The sequence below is a fragment of the Tunturiibacter gelidiferens genome (assembly GCF_013410115.1).
Lineage (GTDB): Bacteria > Acidobacteriota > Terriglobia > Terriglobales > Acidobacteriaceae > Edaphobacter > Edaphobacter gelidiferens.
This window is the reverse complement of sequence record NZ_JACCCV010000002.1, coordinates 250,053-268,388: the sequence shown is the minus strand read 5'-3', so window position 1 is coordinate 268,388 and position 18,336 is coordinate 250,053. Positions and strand designations below refer to the sequence as shown.

Genomic DNA, 18,336 nt, shown 5'->3' with positions numbered 1-18,336 from the left:
CCTCACGCTGAAGATACAGCGGAATTATCTCCGATGAGCCGTGCGCTTCTATGAACCTCCCTGGCACCGCGTCCCAGTCACCGGCCGCCTTACTGTGTCAGCGTGAAAGCCAAACTGCGAGTCCGCCGGGCCAACCGCGCACCAGCAGCCCAAACGCCGCTGGCACGCAGTCCGCTCAGACTAGGAGTACTTCATCTGTTCGAGATCGGCGATCAGCCCGGGCCCCGTCGGGTGCCATCCCAGCCGCTCCTGGGTTTGAGCGCTTGACGCCGGCATATCCCAACCGACAAACGGCGCAAGCCATCCAAAATGCCCCGCCGCGTCCTCTTGAGACAGAGAGGCCACCGGTACCTTCAGCCCTCGCCCAATCACTTCAGCGATGTCCCGAACCGTCACACCTTCTTCAGCAACGGCGTTATACCTTGCGCCTGCCTCTGCCTTTTCCAGTGCCAGCCTGTAGAGACGCGCAGTATCGAGCACATGCGCCGCAGGCCAGCGGTTCAGCCCATCGCCCACATAAGCCGAGATACCCTTCTCGCGAGCCACTGCGACTGCATAGGTGACCAGTCCTTGCTTCACCGTATCGTGCACCTGAGGAAGCCGCACAACCGACACATTGACACCCCGCGCCGCCACGGAAGCCGCCGCTAACTCCGAACTTTTACGCGGATTCGGGTGATTAGGATCGAAGTGATCTTCAGTCGCGGGTTTACCCGGCGCAGCGTTACCCATTCCGGTCCCGGAGGTGATCACCAACGGGCGGTCAGATCCGACGAGCGCGTCGCCGAGAGCCTCGATGGCGCGCCTGTCCTTCTCGCAAATCGCCACGAAGTTCGAGAAGTCGTGGTCGAACGCGAGGTGAATCACGCCGTCCGCCTTGGCCGCCCCGGCCCGCAGGCTATCCGGGTCTTCGAGATTGCCCCGATGCACCTCGGCTCCGGCGGCGATGAGAGACTGAGCGCCCGCATCCGACCGCGTTAGTCCGAGTACCTGATGGCCAGCATTGATAAGCTCCGGAACAAGGGCGGAACCGATAAAACCGGTAGCGCCGGTGACAAAGATACGCATGATGAATTCTCCTTTTACTTCGGTTGAGGGATGTAGTTGTAGCTAGTTATTGGAGGTAAATCGATTCGCATCTGCTCAGGCTTTGAAGTAGTCCGCCCCATCGAGATCCGAGAGCAGGCCGGTCTGTGTTGGGCGCCACCCCAGCCGTTCCTGGGTCAACTTGCTCGAGGTGGGATTGTCGACGGGGACGAAAAGACCTAGAAAGCTAAACTGTTTGGCGGCCTGAGCTGGAGTTTTGCTCACAACCGGCACGTTCAGGTGTCGCCCGATGACCCCGGCTATGTCTCGGAACGGCACGCCCTCTTCAGCAACTCCGTGATACGTTGCTCCCGCCGGTCCCTTCTCCAGCGCCAGACGAAAGAGACGGGCCGCATCGAGCCGATGCACCGCGGCCCATCGGTTGCGACCATCTCCAACATACGCGGACTCTCTCTTCTTCTTGGCAATCTGGAACAGCCGTGGAGCGAAACCGCCGTCGCCTTCGCCATGAACGATGGGCGGAAGGCGAATCACCGAGGTGCGGATGCCGAGCGAAGCCAGCTCCCGCATGGCGTCTTCCGACGCACCCCGCGCAGCCCCAACGGAGTTGGTGTCGTACGCATCATCCTCCAGAGCGAGTCGACCTGGAGTCATCGCCATGGTTCCAAACGCCGCAACCAACGGGCGGTCCGGTCCTGCCAGCGCTCGGCCCATCGTCTTCAGTGCGCGCCTGTCTGTTCCGACGGCCGCCGAGAGAAATCTCGACACAATGCCGCTCGGACTTCCACCCAGGAACACACGCAGCCGCGTTCCAACACCCATATGCGTGATCTCGTGATAGAACGCCGTGTGAATCGCCCCATCCGCAGCGGCCGCGCCACGGCGCAGGCACTCCACGTCTTCAATCGAACCACGATGCACTCGCGCACCAGCAGCGACCAATTTCTGAGCGGAAGCCTCCGAGCGTGCCAGCCCGGTAACTTGATGGCCTGCGTCGATCAGCTCCTTCACAACGGCAGATCCGATAAACCCTGTTGCCCCAGTTACAAAAACACGCATCGTTTGTCTCCTCCGCTTCCTTGAAAGGCCGCAGTCGCGTCCTGTCCTATAGCTAGATGGGCTTGCAGGAGATACGATCTATGCAGAAAGTCCGTACTATTGGCTCGATCGTCCGGAGGCTTCATGGATCCACTCTCAGATGTGTTGTCGTTGCTCAAACCGCGAAGCTATTCCTCCGGCGGCTTCGAGGTCCGTGGTGACATGTCTATCCAATGGCCAAAACATCCCGGCATCAAGTGCTACGCCATGGTCTCGGGACAGTGCTGGCTCTCGGTGGAAGGCGTCCCTGATCCTGTCCTCCTCACAGCCGGCGACTGTTTTCTCTTGCCGCGTGGACTACCCTTCAGCCTTTCGACCGATCTGTCACTCAAGCCTGTCGACTTCAACATATTTCTCACAGCACTGAGGAATGGTGAGCTGTCGCGCAACGGAAACGGCGACCGCTACATCGTAGGCGGCCACTTCATCCTGACCGGCAGTCACGCTGAGATTCTGCTCAAGTCTCTGCCGCCCATCGTGCATATCCGGAAAGAGTCGGATAAGGCGGCGATGCGTTGGTCGCTCGAACGCATGAAGGAGGAGCTGCGCGATCCGCAGCCCGGCGGCTCGTTGATCGCACAGCAACTCGCCTACATGATGCTCGTCCAGGCGCTTCGTCTGCACCTCGCCGAAGGCGCGAGCGGCGGCGTCGGCTGGCTCTTCGCACTCGCGGACAAACAGATGAGCGCAGCGATCACATGTATGCACGACGACCCAGGGCATCCATGGACACTGCAGAAACTCGCCGAGCGCGTCGGTATGTCGCGATCGATCTTTGCTCTAAGGTTCAAAGAGACCGTCGGCTCGACCCCCATGGAGTACCTGACACGTTGGCGTATGATGCTGGCCGGAGACAGGCTGAAGAACTGCGAAGATTCGATCTCCGTAATCGCCTCATCGCTCGGTTACGAATCCGAAAGCGCCTTCTGTAAAGCCTTCAGAAGAACCATGGGCTGCTCCCCAAGACAATACAGTCGTACGAGACCTCCCGCACCGCCTTCTTCAGCCTCTGCTGAAGCCACCTACGGCCATCAGATGGAGCTGGCCGCTGTTGGGTAACCTCTTACCGAACACCTACGAAACCTCTACCCCACACTCTTGCCCAGCAACTCCCTCATCGCCAACGCAACCTCGTCCACATGCGTCTCCAGCGCAAAGTGCCCCGTATCGAGAAACTGCACCGTAGCATTCGGAAGATCACGCTTATAAGCCTCAGCCCCTGGAGGAATAAAGAACGGATCGTTCTTCCCCCAGATCGCGAGCAACGGCGGCTTCGACGTCCTGAAGTACTCCTGAAACTTCGGATAAAGCTTCACGTTATTCGCGTAATCCAGAAACAGGTCCAGCTGAATATCCGTGTTCCCCGGCCGGTTCACCAGCGCGTAGTCCAGCCAGTAAGCCTCCGGCCCCACCGCCTCCGGATTCTTCACCCCCTGCAAATATTGAAACCTGATCCCCTCGAAGCTCACCGCAGCCTTGCGTACCTCCTCGCGGTTCGCCGCCGAAGGATCACTCCAATACTTACGAATTGGCGCCCACGCATCGCCAAGCCCATCTTCATAAGCATTCCCATTCTGCGAGACAATCGCCGTCACCCGCTCCGGCCTCGCCATCGCCATTCGGAATCCCGTAGGCGCACCGTAATCGAACACATACAACGCATACCGCTTCAAGTGCAGCGCATCCGTAAAGGCCAGCATCGTCTGCGCCAGCGCATCGAAGCTGTACTTGTACTGCCGCCTCTCCGGCACCTCGGTAAATCCAAACCCCGGAAGATCCGGCGCAATCACCCGATACTTGTCAGCCAATCGCGGAATCAACTCGCGATATTGAAACGAAGAAGTAGGGAAGCCATGCAACAGCAGCACCACCGGCGCATCCACCGGACCCGCCGCGCGATAAAACACAGTCACCCCATCAGCCTCAACGCGTCGAACAGCAGTCAGCGGCACCTCTACACTGTTAGGCATAACCCTTCCTCTCTTGGCATCCTCGGTATCTCCCAACAGACCCTGTGAAAGACCAGCAGGAGCACTGCTGGCCAAAGCCAGAAGACTTCCACCTGCCGCAATAAAGTTTCGACGATCCATTCTGCCTCCGGAAGCAACTAAAAATATATGTGTAACCTGTGAACCATCAGTTCACAGGTTACAACTAAAATGGATTGATCTTTATGAAAAAGGGTTCACTAGTTACACGCCAAACAAGAGAAAGTCGCCCATGCCAATCCTCTAAGAACCTATCCGCCCGAAGGGAGACTCACCACAAGCCCGCGCCACGCCCACCCGCGCCACCAATCCACCACATATCCACCACATCGCAACCACAAACCACCATCTTCAACCAACCAAACGAGCCTGTCGTTTCGAGCGAAGCGAAGAATCACAACTTGGCTTCCTGTTGCCATTGCCTCTCCCGCCTCGAAACCGGTCAACTCAACCCTGCGAAAACCTCAGCAAATCCCGCTGTCAAGCCCCACTCCACTCTAAGTCGCTCTAGACAAACAACATTCGCGTGGCACATGAGTTAACCTCGCCGAACTATACTTGAAGAAGAAATAGAAAACTTCAAGTCGAAACAGAAAAGCTTTTGTTCGGACCGGCCGTATCTCTCCCTAACTTATTGATTATAAGTATTTTGTAGGCAATTCCCCTGCAATCAATATTTTGCAGGCAGCACCACCGCGCAAGCTGATCAAAACAAATAACTTCCCTGCAAGATACCCTGGGGGAGGGGAGGGGGTATCCCGCGCTATCGGGGACGAGGAATCGTAAGATCGAGATCCCCAGCGGTCATCTGCTTAGTCAGCAAAATAATCTGACCCACATGCTGCTGCACATGCCCGACCACCTGGTAGATCGCCTCCAACACGCTCACATCCCGACCCTGCGGAGTAATCCTCTGCACCAGCCGCTCCGCCGGCACCGCCGCGATCACACCCTTCGCTTCGGCAAGCGTCGATTCAAACAGCGCAATCAACTCCGCCCCACTCATCCCACCCTCTGCGCTGAACTCCGCATCCCGAACCCTCACATCGGCCGCCCCACCCACCCCATGCATCACCCACTGCCGCGCATTCCCGCAAAGATGAAGCACAAGATTTCCCACAGCATTCTCATGCGCCCCCTGCCGCTGCCACACCTGATCGTAGGTCAGCCTTCGCAAACAAGCTTCAAGGCACTCCCTCATCATGTCGAGCCTCCGGCAGGAGACATCAAGAAAATCGGCAGCAACAGCATCAAGCGTCGTAGTCATCCGAGCATTCTAACCCGCCCCACAGCGCCTGAATCCCGCTCTGCGAGTAGCTCCTGGTATTCGGTGCAGGCAACCAGTTGGCGCTTGTCGCCTTCCGTCGGAGTGGATTGAACATAGATCGTAAGCGAACCGTCTGGTTAGAGGAGTGCGAGGAAGTACGTGGTTGGTTGCCCCCCAGGGATTCGAACCCCGATTGATCGGTTCAGAGCCGACTGTTCTACCATTGAACTAGGGGGCAAAGTGCTTAGCGTGGTGCGCTGTCGCGTCGCGAACAGGGTGTTCGCTGACTGCCTTTTACGAGTGTACGAGGTGAGGGAGATAAGGTCAACGGCTGACGGGGTAGGGGGATAGGAGCCGGGAAAAGTGCACCCCTCGGGAGGTAGGTCCTTGCGGTCAACACTTTTCTGTCATGGAACTGAGTGTAGATGGTTGGCCATCACCTGAGGGCCTTTCGGCGTCGCCATTGCGAAAGCCTGACCGAGGTCGCGGAGAGTTCCCATTTTCGCGGACGATATATATTCCATCCCGGTCATCTCGCCCGCAAGTCGGTCTCTGGCAGATGCTATGCCGGTCAGCCCGCTGGTCCACCTGAGCTCGTGATGCATCCACTCAGAAGGTAAAGGCATTGAGACCTTTCCAAGGTCTGGATAACTTATAAACCATACGAGCTCATCTTCCGATGAGCCATCCAGATGGGTGACTTTCTTGGTTTCTTGAGTGAAGACCGCAGGAGAGTCTCCTGTGAGCTCCTTCCAGAAGCGGGCGTCATTCGAGTACCATGCGAAGCTATAGAGTACCTGAGCAGTACCGTCGGCGTGGTGTAACTTATTCCAAATCCAGTATCTGACTATATTTTCTGCTAAAACCGTTGCAACTCCCTGGTCCTCCCAAAGATTTTGCAGATTCTTCCTTCCTTTATCGTCCTCCAGCAGGGCAGCCAAATCTGGAAGAATGAGATCGCCGACCATCATCGTTTGCTGAGCAACTGCGAAATTCGAGAGCGTTAGCTCACGGTTCCAGCGCTTACTGACGTCAGGGCCATATTTCTTCCACCAATTCAGAGCATTGTCAAAACGGGCCGCGGTTAACAGAGCACTCTGTTCTAAATTGATGTAAGTTGCCATGATCCCCGGTTCTATAAGCGGCTGCTGAGTTAGCAAGAGATCACAACTGACTTTCGGCTGATCGCGGCTGGCGACAATTTTCTCTTGCAACGTGTCAATGTCTTGGCTCGCTGTGAATAGACCGTTGCAATTTCGGTCACGAGCTAGCTTGGCCAGAAAGGCCCTGGCATTCCGTTCGAGGGATAATTTTTCTTTAGCGTTATCTGTCAGGCTCTTGGTCGTGAGGTTTGCCTGGAGGGTAAGTGGCAGCGGAGTGCCTAAAGGCGCATAGAAAAGGTCGAGCAGGTTTTCGCACTCAGTAACATACTTAAAAGCTTTTGTTGGCACTTCACTGTTGCTGGCTGCGCCACAATTATTGAGAATTGGCGCGTGGACCTCCCATAAAAGGAGACTTTGTGTGCGTTGAACATCAAAGGAGATAGCCTCCAGAGCGGAGATCAGCTGCTCTTGGTTCTTCCGGATCTGATCCGAGATCTGGTCGAGCTTGGAGTTTATCTGGTCCAACTTTCCGCTAATTTCAGCCAACTGCTGCTTAATCGCGGCAAAATCCGCACTGTAATCTTTGCCCCCCCCGCCGAACCCACTGACAAAGCTGAGCGGACCGCTGCCGCCAGCTAGCCCTGAAATCAATGACACCGCTCCCACGCCAGTGAAGAGACTAGCTGCGGTGGCCATCAAGGGCAGGGCACTCTGAAGAGCTGGCGGCGGATTGATCCCGAGACTTGAAGCGAGGCCGAGTGCGGCGCTTGCGTAATTTCCCTTAGTGGTCGTTAGAGCTGCAAGACTGTTTGTGAGCTGAGGACTGGCGAGCTGGACCTGTTTGATTCCAATCGATGCCAACCCTAAGCTAGCTGCGTTAATCGATCCGTCGGAGCGCCCTTTCAATAGATTCGAAAGCGTAGTGAACTGTTGTGTAAAGGATGACGCTCTTTCGACCGCCTCAGATATTAATTTATTGTCGGAGCTGAATTGAGCGGCGCTGACGTCATTGAGGATCGAGGGTAAAAGCTGCTCTGCTGCTGGAATGTCCCTGCCTAAGGAGTCCGAAAGTGCTTTGGACTGCGACGCAAAGTTCGTCACGAACTTAGCTTGGGCTTGGCTGAACTCGCCAAAACTTTGAATTTGTTTGAGAGCCACTTTAACATCGGGTTCTATTTGCGGATTCGCCTTTATAACCTCGGAAAATCCGAACGCTATATTGGCGATCCGGTGGTATTTATCGAGACTTTCGGGAAGAGCCTGGAGTTCTGCTTGCGCTTGAGGATTCAGTGTGTCGAGGATGGCTTTAGCCTGTTTGCGCGGGACATCGAGAGATCCGTTGTCCGGCAGAAACTTAAGAGTAGAGACGAGTTGTTCAGCCGAACTTCTCGCAGCGGCAACTGCTTCAGGGGTTATCTTGTCGCTTGTAACTGCGGCCGTTACGTTTATGCGTATAGTTGTCGATGCTCGCTTTATTGATGCAAGAGTGTTAGAGACCTGTGCCGGGGCTAAAGTATCGATTTTGTCTTTGAGTTCCCGAAAGTCGGCATTGGATGACGCGAGCAGTTGGATCGGGCCGGGAGGAACCCCCGTGTCGGTCAGAACCGAGAGGCTAAGCGTCTGCAGTGATTGCTGCGTTTCCTCTGTCCAACGAAGCCGATTGTTCAATTGGATGAGAGGGCTTCCTTGAGAAAAGAGTCGCTGGCTCGGCCATTCAGCACTCAAGGTTTTCGCCTGGATCAGGGCATTCAAGATACTCCAAGGTATTTGCGATCCGCGTGTCGTTTTTAGGATTGTGGACTCCAGAATATAACTACCTCTCTCGTTGGCGCGACCAGCGCTATCGTTTGGCATCTGGGGGAATGCGGTCGTCGAGATCAAACAGTATATTGTCAGAACTGCGAATAGCCGTCGAATCATGGTGTCGCCTTGCTCGGTGGGCTGGGTACCGGGTTTGCTAAATCAGCCTTAACCCTTGCAAGCACACGCGCATACAGACGGCTCTCGATACTCTGAACAAGAGCATCAATCTCACCGGCCTTAACGGAGTCGTTGGCAACGGACTTCTCAATAGCTTCAATTGCCTTTTTGGTAAGGTCATCGACCTTAGTATTGAGCGTTTTGAGCTGGGCATCCACCGCTGTTTGTGTGTACACCGAAACAAACGGCACGTCGGCCACACCCCCTATTTTGTGGCAATCGGACGGCAGCTGCAACTTGGCCACCATTGAGATCCCGTTTGGCCCGATTGTTGGGGGATTAAAACAGTGCTCATCGAAGGCATAAGCAAGAGTTTGTCCGATAGCCATAGTTGAGTACCCAACGGCGATCAGTGCGATGAGAACGACTCGCAGGTAGCAATGAACACTCTTCATAGAGAAGCCTCAAACGGATAGGATATGAGAAGGGGCCCGGACCAACACGAGGAATAAACAGTGGGCTTGAAACCGAATATCGAGGCGTTCATTTTTAGGTTATGATTCAAATATTGTCAAGTGTTTTATTAGGACCTAGAATATGATCCCGCTCGTTGCCTTGATCGCGCTCGCTGGTCCTTCCGTAATAAGCATCAGCTGCTCGGATTTCCAGTCATCGCTTTACTGAGCCCTTCAACTACACGAGCAACTCCATGTGTTGCACCTAATATGACCCGGGTAGGCACGAACAGGAATCTCAAACTGATAACCTCCGTAGGTAAAGCGACCGGGAGATATAAACTCCCGACAGGCCCGTAAAGCCCGGTGTTTCTTTGGGGGGGAGGGAGGCTTCTTATGCGAATGCACTGGTCATTGTCTGCACTATATTGCTTGATAGCTGTATCAACTGCGATTGGCCAGGGCACCTGTCCAGCCAAAATCCCTAATGAATTCAAGATCGATCTTGTAAGGCTGGGAACGGACGAGGTAATCGACAGGGGAGTAAAGGTGAAGCGAGTCTATGGCGACATCGGAATCAACAATCAGAACTTTGGCCGATTCTACGAAAACCCCATGGTTATGATCCCCGAGGGCTCATATACGGGCAACCTCCGATATCAATCGAACCATAATTTTGTACTTTCAAGATGTGGAGTGGCCACACGTGAAGGAGATTTCCTTATCGAGGTCAATGGCGTAAAAGATGCAGGGGGCAAGACACGTGCGGACATACTTTTCCATCCTGGAGCACTACCTAGTAACTCACAAGGATGCGTTCTCTTCGGAGCGAGAAAGAAGGACCCCGACGGTGGTCTCCTGCCTTTGGATTCAGATTACCCGTTAGTCAAAGTTAGACAAGCTTTCTACGGGACCGACGATCCGAAGGAGTGTCCAAACAAAGTCATCACAATAACTGTGAAGGGTTCTCATTGATTTGACACGGGTACTAATTAAGCTTTTTCTCTAGGCTATTGCAAATTTGGTTGGTCCCTATTATTAGGTGGTCTACTTCTGTTTACGTCTGTGCTGTGCCGCGCGAGACCCTATCCACGACTTTAGTTAGTAGTAATTGATTACGAACATGTGGTCTCACTTGCCCTTTACGAGCCTTTATCACCATCCTGCGTGATAACCCCGTCATATCGGTCAACTCAGCGATCTTAAACTTCTTCAGTTGAGGCCACACTCGGGACCATGCGTCGCGTCTTTGATCCGGGTAGACTGTATAGACGCTTTCAGCCGCATGAACCAAGCCAGCGTCAACCTCTTCCAAAGAATTTGATTCTTTCCCAATTGGGATAATCTCCCCGATACAGACGTGACGTCTGTAAAGCAGTCCAACGGTCTTTTTGTCGCAAATGTTTCCGTTTACGTCAGCGCATTTCGATTCGGGGTGATGCTCATAATCGGCGATAACATCCCCGTAAGTTTTGACTCTGGCGGTCGTTCTGCTGCTGAAATTCTTCTGTGTAGTAATTTTGAATTGTTTTCCGGAATATTGATTGATCCAGTCCATCCGCAACCATTTGTTTGAATTAAGTTCGAATGGCGCGATCAGATGGAACTGCTCCGGATTTGCGGCCAAAGGATACCCGAGTGGAGTGACGTGGCATGTCAACAGGAAATTAAACGGTTTGATTTGATCATGATATTTTTTACCGGCATTCAAGTTGGAAAGAGGTTCAAGAATTGCTGGACTGGTAATCGTTACGCGGCCAGGCCCTCGCCATTCACACTGGTACAGCGTTTCGAATCAGCAGAGAGTTGATCGATCGAAAACTTGCGGGGCAAGAGCGCGTCGCGCGCGAATCCCTAAAAGACCTGGCGACATCGGTACAGATCAACCAAATTCGGTCTGAATTGGCCGAAGCCGAATCCCTTGACGAGGTTAGGTCTGTAGAGTTGCGCGCGGCCAAACTCTATTGGAAAGCGTGGCGCACGGTCCCGGTCAAATTCCCAGACAAAGAACTTTTGCGCGTACCGGAACATTGGCAGAAATTCGGCTCACGTGCGTCAGTTCTTTCAGGCTCTCCGCGGCTCGCCGTAAATCCTGTAAACGCAATCTTGAACTATATCTATGCGCTCCTCGAGGCTGAATGTCGTCTGGCTATTGCATCCCTTGGGCTTGATCCCGAGATGGGAGTTTTGCACATGGATACGATCAATCGAGACAGCCTTGCGTGCGATCTGATGGAACCTCTCCGGCCTGATGTGGACGCGTATGTTCTCAACCGTATTCTGCGCCAGCCGCTAAAAAGAAATTGGTTCTTCGAAGAGCGCAATGGAAACTGCCGTCTGATGGCTGATTTGGCCAGTCAACTTGCGGAAACAACTTCTACTTGGGCTCGCTTAGTCGCACCTCTCGCAGAGTGGGCCGTGAAGGAGATTGCCTCAACCACGAAAACTCGTAGAGCAGTTCCAGCAACTCGTCTAACGCAGAACAACAAGCGTGAGACGAGAGGTGGAGACCCGTTCGTGGCGTCGAAGAATGCGGTAACCCTGCAGAACGTCTGTGCTGACTGCGGCTGTCCAATCACTAATGCAAATGAGAAATGTAGGATCTGTGCTGTAGAAGAGTCAGCTCAGCGACTGACAAAGATCGCGACACAGGGTCGTGTCGTCTCCCATACTGCTCCTGCCCAAGCTAAGCGATCCAAGACACAGATTGCCAATCAAGCAAACATCCGGAAATGGTCAAGCTCAGATCAAGCATCATGGCTGACAGTTGAGTTCTACGCGGAAAAGATTCAGCCGCGAATGTCATCTTTATCTGCCAGTCTGATTACGAGCCGTCTTTCAGTTTCGCGAGGTTATGCAGGCAATATTAGAAAAGGCCGGGTTCCCCATCCGAGGCACTGGAAAGCGCTCGCTGGGCTTGCCGGTGTGCATCTGAAATGACGGCAACCTTTCTAGTCAGTGAATAGGCATGTGCTAATTTTTGTGAAACACTTTTTTAACAAATACTCGTACACGGTGCTAAACGAGAGCACTGGAGATCTGAATGGGACGCTGTATAGGCAAAACGCTTAGCAATACACGATGCGCCCGGGATGCCAGCCCGGGTCGTAATTACTGTTATCTTCACGGGGCGTCGCCAGCGATAACGGCGCACTACTTCAAAACTAAGACAATGAAAAAAGCCGCCAAGAAGAGTCCGAGAAAAGCGGCCAAGAAAGCGTCAAGACATTGAAGGGTGAAGATTCTTTTAGCTCTCCTTTTTCCCATCCGTCATCTGTGCCATCGGCGGAAGATAAGGAAGATAAGTGTCTGCGCGAAAAAGTCGGGGTTGCGACTGCGGCTTGTGACAATGCGGCAAAGCAATACGATGATTACTACAAGGGATTCGTCGCGCTAGATGGAAAATCACAGTCGGCAGTGACGATAAGTGCTCTTGTGCTCGCAGCTGTGGCCACTTTTGTGAAGGACGGACGGATTCCTGTTCTGATTTCCAGCAGTCGTTGGTGGATTGTGCTCATTTTAGTCGCGCCTGTCTCTGCGTTGATTTCGGTAATCTTTGCACTGGTAGGGTCTAAAGTGACAGAGGTCGTCGTTCCGTTTGATTCTCCAGAACAGATTAGGGAGGCAAAAGACCTCGCACAACTCGGTTCTGATGAATTCTCTCAGGCCCACGTACTGAATTATTACAATGCAAGACTCGAGCACTGGATAGGCGCACTCGAAAGCATCGAATATGTTTCGGTCGGAAAGGCTAGATGGGTTTTGAGGAGTCAAATGTCTATGTTATTTTCCTTAGTCTGCCTCCTAGCGCTTTATATGGTCATTCTTCTCAAGTCATGACTGAGAGTGTCTGAGGTTGTAATCAAATCGCATTCGGTCGAAATGGAATTCTTAGGTGGAAACCAGATCGTGCATCCAGGTACGCCCTAGGTGGCGCGGGCGGCGACGACACGATAGAGAACACCGTCGCGCTTTGCCCAAACTGCCATCGGCGGATGCATGTGCTCGACAGAAGCCAAGACAGACATAACATATTATGGAGAGGCTCGGTCGAGCAAAAGGTGCTCGAGCCGGAATCATTAAACAGAAGAGGATATACCAAATGTCCGCTCTGCTTGGGTAAAGGCTTGCTTGTATGAAAACGAAACATTCCCGAGTGCGGTGGTTAAGGTTCAATGCCCCAACGGCGCGCTGAAGAAGCTGACATAAGCCAGTACAAGCGTACGAAATGCTCAGTTTGCGAGGGAAAGGCTTATTTGACGGTGAAACCGGTCCTGAATGCGGCGGCGAAGGCTCTATGGCTCGATTGCTAGCCGACAAAGGCTGATCTAAGTCAATACAAGAGGATGGCCTGCCCACTCTGCGAAGGCGAAGGTCATTTGACGGTGAAACCTGTCCTGAATGCAGCGGTGAAGGCTCCACGGCTCGATTGCTAGCCGACAAAGTTGATCTGAGTCAATACAAGAGGATGGCCTGCCCACTCTGCGGAGGCGAAGGTCATTTGACGGTGAAACTTGTCCTGAATGCAGCGGTGAAGGCTCCACGGCTCGATTGCTAGCCGACAAAGTTGATCTGAGTCAATACAAGAGGATGGCCTGCCCACTCTGCGAAGGCGAAGGTTCATTTGACGGTGAAACCTGTCCTGAATGCGGCGGTGAAGGCTCAATGACTCGATTGCGCGCGGAACGGGTCGATATAAGCCGATGTCAAAGATAGTCCAATCAGCGTTAAGGCGGCAACACTTGAAATTTGTCTGCGGACCGTCGAAAAACGGATATATTCAGTCTGATTCTTTGGACAGACTTCGGATGCATCCAGAAGGAGGTCAAAAGTGGATAACTTCATGAAGAGGTCGCGTGCGAATAGGGGTCGTTTGCTGGTCCTGCTCTTATGTGCATCCTTCCAATGTGTAAAAACTTTTTCCCAGCAAAATGGACCAGGGTGGCTATCGCAATTGCTATCCACCAAGGGGACACGTCAAGAGTTTTCCGTGCGGGGGAGAAGGGCGGTCTGCGTTACTAAAGAATTAGCTGATCAAATGAACAGCCGGGATGGGTTGAGGCTGATTTACTTTGAAATACCAATGCAGAACTATGAGCTTAGTGCTTTTGCAGTTGGCCCTGAAGGCACCGCAGCTTCGCTCAAGAAAAATAGCGCTGAAGGAACTAATGCGATAGTGATCGTCAACGGAGGCTACTATGGGACGGATGACAATAAGACCTTCTACCCCCTAGGCCTCCTTATTCACGATGGACTCCAACTCAACAAAATGAAGGACTGGAATTCGGGCGGGGTGCTTTATTCAAGCAATGATCGATCGAAAATCGTAAGGATAAAGGATTTTCATAGATCGGCCGACATTCTTGAGGCCCTGCAATCAAAGCCGTTGCTCGTTGAAGACTCCAGGTCAGGCATACATACTGACGATCATCAATTGGCTAATCGGACAGCTGTTGGCCTAAGAAGAGATGGGGCAATTGTAGTCGCGGGAGCTTTCTCTCCATCCAACAATGCGATGACCCTCGCTGAGTTTGCTGATTTCTTGAGCACTCCCGTTATTCAGGGAGGGGCGGGAGTGGACTTCGCCCTCAATATGGACGGAGGTCCGAGCGCATTGATTTTTTGTCCAGCTCTGAATCTCAAACTCGCCAGTGGGTCCGATAACTTTATTCCTAATGGGATCCGAATCAGCGCGCGTAAGTGATCAGGGGGGAGATTTTGTGAAAAGCAAACTCAAAGCTGACGCCCCGTCGATCAAAGACATAAAAACCGATTTACCCAGTAGAGTGCTCGAGCTTGTAAAACCATTGCTAATTACGGTTGGGACTGCGACATTGGGCTACATAGGAGTTTTGCTGACACCAGCCAGGCCGCTTCTAACGCACCTGTTTTACCACGAAGACGCGAGAGTCATTTTGTCCTCCGACGTCAATCGAGTTAATGTGGGCCAAGAAATTCATGTCCGCGGATACATTGTTCCCTCGGGTTCGCTTCCCGTTTCAGGAGGCCAGTTCGAAATCTCTTACGATCGAAATCTTGTTCGATTGGCTTCCGGTCAGCCCCTATTTATTACCCCGCAAATAGACGCGCCAATCCAGGTACCCCAAAGCGACGGGTGGACGTTCGTTGCAGTGAACCCCGGAATCGCTGAATTTCATGGAGTGTTGACCAACCCATATGGCACCTTTCCGAAATCAACAGCGAATTCGTCATCTTCACTTTTGACATCAGAAGTGAAGACTGAGATATTGCCGAACGATGCGGATCCGCACGCAACTCGAGACAACTTCTCAGGAAAATGGAAGATTCGTCTCGGAGATGTAGACGGAACGATGACTCTGAAGCAACTCGGCGACAAAGTCTGGAGTCCTATCCCCGGAACCTACGAGCTAGAAGATGGATCACACGGCTCGGTAAATGAGGGTTATCACGACGGCCACGACTTTGGAGGTCAGCTTATCAATGGCGGTTCGGTTACCAAATGGTCGCTCGTTGATCTACCCTTCTCGATTACAGATGACGGCTTTATTATCATCCAGGGCCAAGCAACACTGTTGAAGGCTGACTCATCGGGATGGAAGAAAGTAGCAACAAAGCCCTTCACAGCAACGATCGGTCTACATTAGGTTGAGACACGCTCTTGATTCAAATCCTGCGACTAGATGAAAATCAGTCGGTCCGGGATGGGGTGCACTTTTGCAGCCTTCTATCCCCCTACCCGTCAACGGCTGACGGGGATAGGAGACAGAGGGCTCCAAAACTGCCCTACCCGGACTCACTCCGGCGTAAAGACCTAAGGAGCGTTGCAATCAGCTCCTTCCGCGGCCTTGCAGAATCTTAATAATCATAAGGTTCCGTAGTCGCCCCCTGCTTGTAAGCTTTTGACACTAGCTCTAAGGCGATCTTCCATCCCTGGGATCCCATGTTTGAAAGATCCAGCGCGGCAGCTAGAACGAATTCAAGGGCCACACCGTTCCTGCAAAGATTTTTCTTCAAGCATTCAAAGAGGCGAAATTGGTCAATAGTTGGTCAACCAGCCTGAAAGGAGATCAGCTTCTCAAAGGGTCTTCAAGTGCAGGCCCTCCAGCCCGCTTCCGCGAGTTTCACCGCCAACGCAGAGCGCGACGGCGTACGACTTCGACTTCCTGATCGGAGACCCTTTGTTTGCGGAGTTTAGGTCCAACCTACGAATTACGCCTTGCGCAGGTCGTAGCGGTCGAGGTTCATGACCTTGCTCCACGCGGCAATGAAATCCTTCACGAAGATCTCCTTTGAGTCGGCCGATGCGTAGACTTCCGCGATCGCACGGAGCTGAGAGTTGGCACCGAAGATCAGGTCGACACGAGTGGCGATCCACTTAATCTCACCTGTCGCACGATCTAACCCCTCAAACGAGCCCTCCGAGGTAGAAGATGCCTTCCAGTCGGTCGCCATGTCGAGCAGGTTGACGAAGAAGTCATTCGTCAGCGTCTCGGGCTGCGTGGTGAAGACACCGTTCTTCGAGCCACGGAAGTTGGCACCGAGAACGCGCAGGCCACCAAGGAGAACAGCCATCTCAGGAGCAGTTAGAGTCAGCAACTGCGCCCGGTCGAGGAGCAGCGCTTCAGCCCGTTCGGTGTGTCCCAGTCGGAGGTAGTTGCGGAAGCCGTCTGCCGTCTGCTCCAGCGGGGCGAAGGCCTCAACATCGGTCTGCTCCTGCGAAGCGTCCGTGCGGCCAGGCGCGAAGGGGACGCTGACGTCGTATCCGGCCTTCTTCGCCGCCGCTTCTACCGCACCGCAACCGCCAAGAATAATCAGGTCGGCGAGCGAGACTTTTTTGCCTGTCGCATTGAAGTCCTTCTGAATCCCCTCAAGGGTGCTGAGAACCTTCTCGAGCACGAGAGGCTGGTTCACTTCCCAGTTCTTCTGCGGCTCGAGACGAATGCGCGCACCGTTCGCTCCACCGCGCTTATCAGAGCCGCGGAACGACGACGCTGCCGCCCAGGCAGTTGAGACCAGCTGCGAGGTCGAGAGACCGGAGGCGAGAATCTTCGCCTTGAGTGCGGCAATCTCCGCTTCGCCGATGAGTTCGTGATCGACAGCGGGGACGGGGTCTTGCCAGATTAACTCCTCCTTGGGAACCAGAGGACCAAGGTAGCGGACGATGGGGCCCATGTCGCGATGGGTGAGCTTGAACCATGCGCGAGCGAAGGCGTCGGCGAACGCGGCGGGCTCCTTCTGGAAGCGCTTGCCGATCTTTTCGTAGGCGGGATCGAACTTGAGTGCGAGGTCCGAGGTGAACATCATGGGCAGGTGCTTCTTGTCCTTGATGTGCGCGTCAGGAATGTTGGCTTCCTCGTTCACGGCGTACCACTGCCATCCGCCGCCGGGGCCTTTCTTTAGCGCCCAGTCGTAGTTGTAGAGGTTGTCGAGGTACTCGCTGTCCCACTTGGTAGGACTGCTGGTCCAGGCGCCTTCGAGGCCGGAGGAGATGGTGTCTTCCGAGTGTCCTTTGCCCTTACCGTTCTTCCAACCGAAGCCCTGCTGCTCGATGGGTGCGCCTTCGGGTTCGGGGCCCACGTTCGGACCGGGGTCGTATGCGCCATGGCCTTTGCCGAAGGTGTGGCCGCCGGCGATAAGAGCGTAGGTCTCTTCATCGTTCATGGCCATGCGGCCGAAGGTCTCGCGAATGTCGCGTGCCGAACCGACCGGGTCGGGCTTGCCGTCGGGGCCTTCCGGGTTTACGTAGATAAGTCCCATCTGCACGGCGGCGAGGGGGTTGTCGAGATTACGCTCACCCTGGTAACGATCGCTGCCGAGCCACGTATTCTCCGAGCCCCAGAAGATATCTTCTTGCGGCACCCAGACGTCAGCGCGACCGCCGCCGAAACCGAAGGTCTTGAAGCCCATCGAGTCGAGCGCGACGTTGCCGGCAAGGATCATGAGATCGGCCCAGGAGATCTTCTTGCCGTACTTCTGCTTGATGGGCCAAAGCAGGCGGCGAGCCTTGTCGAGGCTGACATTGTCCGGCCAGCTGTTGAGCGGCGCAAAACGCTGCGTGCCCATGCCTGCGCCGCCGCGGCCATCATGGGTGCGGTACGTGCCTGCGCTGTGCCATGCCATACGGATGAAAAACGGGCCATAGTGGCCGTAGTCGGCGGGCCACCAACTCTGCGAGTCGGTCATCAGGGCGTGGAGATCTTTGATGACGGCGTCGAGGTCGAGAGTTTTGAACTCTGCTGCGTAGTCGAAGTCCTGGCCCATGGGATCGGCCAGTTTGGTGTTCTGGTGCAGGATGGCAAGGTCGAGGCGGTCGGGCCACCAATGCTCGTTGCGCGTGATCTTGCGCGAGTTGTGCGTGACAGCGCCATGCATGGGCGAGGCAGTCTCTGTGGCGGTGATGTTTGCGCTTGGGCCGTTGCCGTGTGGTACCGGGCATTTCATTTCTTCTGACATTTTCGCTCCTTCGTTCTCATTGC

General features: G+C 54.1%; 14 protein-coding genes, 1 tRNA gene and 1 pseudogene. 7 read left to right on the top strand and 9 right to left on the bottom strand.

Going from position 1 to position 18,336, the window contains the following annotated elements:
- Positions 1-180: 180 nt before the first annotated feature.
- Together HDF12_RS13225 and HDF12_RS13220 are read right to left on the bottom strand one after the other, a co-directional pair.
- Positions 181-1,068, bottom strand: a complete 888-nt coding sequence (locus HDF12_RS13225) for an SDR family oxidoreductase (RefSeq protein ID WP_179584088.1) — start codon at positions 1,066-1,068, stop codon at positions 181-183.
- Positions 1,069-1,143: 75 nt separating this feature from the next.
- On the bottom strand, positions 1,144-2,106 hold the full coding sequence (locus HDF12_RS13220) for an SDR family oxidoreductase (RefSeq protein WP_179584087.1): 963 nt from the start codon (positions 2,104-2,106) through the stop codon (positions 1,144-1,146).
- Between the two features lie 123 nt (positions 2,107-2,229).
- Between HDF12_RS13220 and HDF12_RS13215 the strand changes: the two genes are divergently transcribed.
- Positions 2,230-3,204: an AraC family transcriptional regulator gene (locus HDF12_RS13215; protein ID WP_179584086.1), complete on the top strand. Its 975-nt coding sequence runs from the start codon at positions 2,230-2,232 to the stop codon at positions 3,202-3,204.
- Positions 3,205-3,230: 26 nt separating this feature from the next.
- Here the strand turns inward: HDF12_RS13215 and HDF12_RS13210 are convergent, their stop codons facing one another.
- The 5 genes from HDF12_RS13210 to HDF12_RS13190 form a co-directional block, all read right to left on the bottom strand.
- Positions 3,231-4,115, bottom strand: coding sequence for an alpha/beta fold hydrolase (locus HDF12_RS13210; protein ID WP_257025654.1), 885 nt, complete (start codon positions 4,113-4,115; stop codon positions 3,231-3,233).
- Between the two features lie 781 nt (positions 4,116-4,896).
- Positions 4,897-5,400 carry a DUF1572 family protein gene (locus tag HDF12_RS13205; RefSeq protein ID WP_179584082.1) on the bottom strand — a complete coding sequence of 168 codons (504 nt, stop codon included), beginning with the start codon at positions 5,398-5,400 and terminating at the stop codon, positions 4,897-4,899.
- Positions 5,401-5,564: 164 nt separating this feature from the next.
- A tRNA-Gln gene (locus HDF12_RS13200) sits at positions 5,565-5,638 on the bottom strand.
- A gap of 169 nt (positions 5,639-5,807) precedes the next feature.
- Positions 5,808-8,255: a hypothetical protein gene (locus tag HDF12_RS13195; RefSeq protein ID WP_179584080.1), complete on the bottom strand. Its 2,448-nt coding sequence runs from the start codon at positions 8,253-8,255 to the stop codon at positions 5,808-5,810.
- A 164-nt stretch (positions 8,256-8,419) separates the two neighbouring features.
- Positions 8,420-8,878 carry a hypothetical protein gene (locus HDF12_RS13190; RefSeq protein WP_179584078.1) on the bottom strand — a complete coding sequence of 153 codons (459 nt, stop codon included), beginning with the start codon at positions 8,876-8,878 and terminating at the stop codon, positions 8,420-8,422.
- A gap of 396 nt (positions 8,879-9,274) precedes the next feature.
- On the opposite strand from HDF12_RS13190, the gene HDF12_RS13185 reads away from it, so the two are divergent.
- On the top strand, positions 9,275-9,853 hold the full coding sequence (locus tag HDF12_RS13185; RefSeq protein ID WP_179584076.1) for a hypothetical protein: 579 nt from the start codon (positions 9,275-9,277) through the stop codon (positions 9,851-9,853).
- Positions 9,854-9,935: 82 nt separating this feature from the next.
- On the opposite strand, the gene HDF12_RS13180 is transcribed toward HDF12_RS13185, so the two are convergent.
- Entirely contained in the window at positions 9,936-10,589 is a 654-nt protein-coding gene (locus tag HDF12_RS13180; RefSeq protein WP_179584074.1) for a hypothetical protein, read from the bottom strand.
- A gap of 53 nt (positions 10,590-10,642) precedes the next feature.
- On the opposite strand from HDF12_RS13180, the pseudogene cas1 reads away from it, so the two are divergent.
- From cas1 to HDF12_RS13155, 5 genes and pseudogenes are all read left to right on the top strand, one after another.
- A pseudogene (gene cas1, locus HDF12_RS13175) lies at positions 10,643-11,818 on the top strand (CRISPR-associated endonuclease Cas1); the annotation flags it as partial.
- A gap of 288 nt (positions 11,819-12,106) precedes the next feature.
- Positions 12,107-12,718: a hypothetical protein gene (locus HDF12_RS13170; RefSeq protein WP_179584073.1), complete on the top strand. Its 612-nt coding sequence runs from the start codon at positions 12,107-12,109 to the stop codon at positions 12,716-12,718.
- Between the two features lie 26 nt (positions 12,719-12,744).
- A complete protein-coding gene (locus HDF12_RS22920; protein ID WP_179586861.1) occupies positions 12,745-13,017 on the top strand; it encodes an HNH endonuclease in 273 nt (90 codons plus the stop codon).
- Between the two features lie 692 nt (positions 13,018-13,709).
- Complete coding sequence (locus tag HDF12_RS13160) at positions 13,710-14,582, top strand: phosphodiester glycosidase family protein (RefSeq protein WP_179584071.1); 873 nt, start codon at positions 13,710-13,712, stop codon at positions 14,580-14,582.
- Positions 14,583-14,598: 16 nt separating this feature from the next.
- Positions 14,599-15,504, top strand: coding sequence for a hypothetical protein (locus HDF12_RS13155; protein WP_179584069.1), 906 nt, complete (start codon positions 14,599-14,601; stop codon positions 15,502-15,504).
- 565 nt (positions 15,505-16,069) lie between these two features.
- On the opposite strand, the gene katG is transcribed toward HDF12_RS13155, so the two are convergent.
- Positions 16,070-18,313 (bottom strand): catalase/peroxidase HPI, encoded by a 2,244-nt coding sequence (gene katG / locus HDF12_RS13150; protein WP_179584067.1) that lies wholly within the window; start codon positions 18,311-18,313, stop codon positions 16,070-16,072.
- Positions 18,314-18,336 lie beyond the last annotated feature (23 nt).

What these genes read in the sequence shown, in the direction of transcription:
- HDF12_RS13225 (WP_179584088.1), bottom strand. Translation starts at nt 1,068, where the DNA reads ATGCGTATCTTTGTCACCGGCGCTACCGGTTTTATCGGTTCCGCCCTT.
- HDF12_RS13220 (WP_179584087.1), bottom strand. Translation starts at nt 2,106, where the DNA reads ATGCGTGTTTTTGTAACTGGGGCAACAGGGTTTATCGGATCTGCCGTT.
- HDF12_RS13215 (WP_179584086.1), top strand. Translation starts at nt 2,230, where the DNA reads ATGGATCCACTCTCAGATGTGTTGTCGTTGCTCAAACCGCGAAGCTAT.
- HDF12_RS13210 (WP_257025654.1), bottom strand. Translation starts at nt 4,115, where the DNA reads ATGCCTAACAGTGTAGAGGTGCCGCTGACTGCTGTTCGACGCGTTGAG.
- HDF12_RS13205 (WP_179584082.1), bottom strand. Translation starts at nt 5,400, where the DNA reads ATGACTACGACGCTTGATGCTGTTGCTGCCGATTTTCTTGATGTCTCC.
- HDF12_RS13190 (WP_179584078.1), bottom strand. Translation starts at nt 8,878, where the DNA reads ATGAAGAGTGTTCATTGCTACCTGCGAGTCGTTCTCATCGCACTGATC.
- HDF12_RS13185 (WP_179584076.1), top strand. Translation starts at nt 9,275, where the DNA reads ATGCGAATGCACTGGTCATTGTCTGCACTATATTGCTTGATAGCTGTA.
- katG (WP_179584067.1), bottom strand. Translation starts at nt 18,313, where the DNA reads ATGTCAGAAGAAATGAAATGCCCGGTACCACACGGCAACGGCCCAAGC.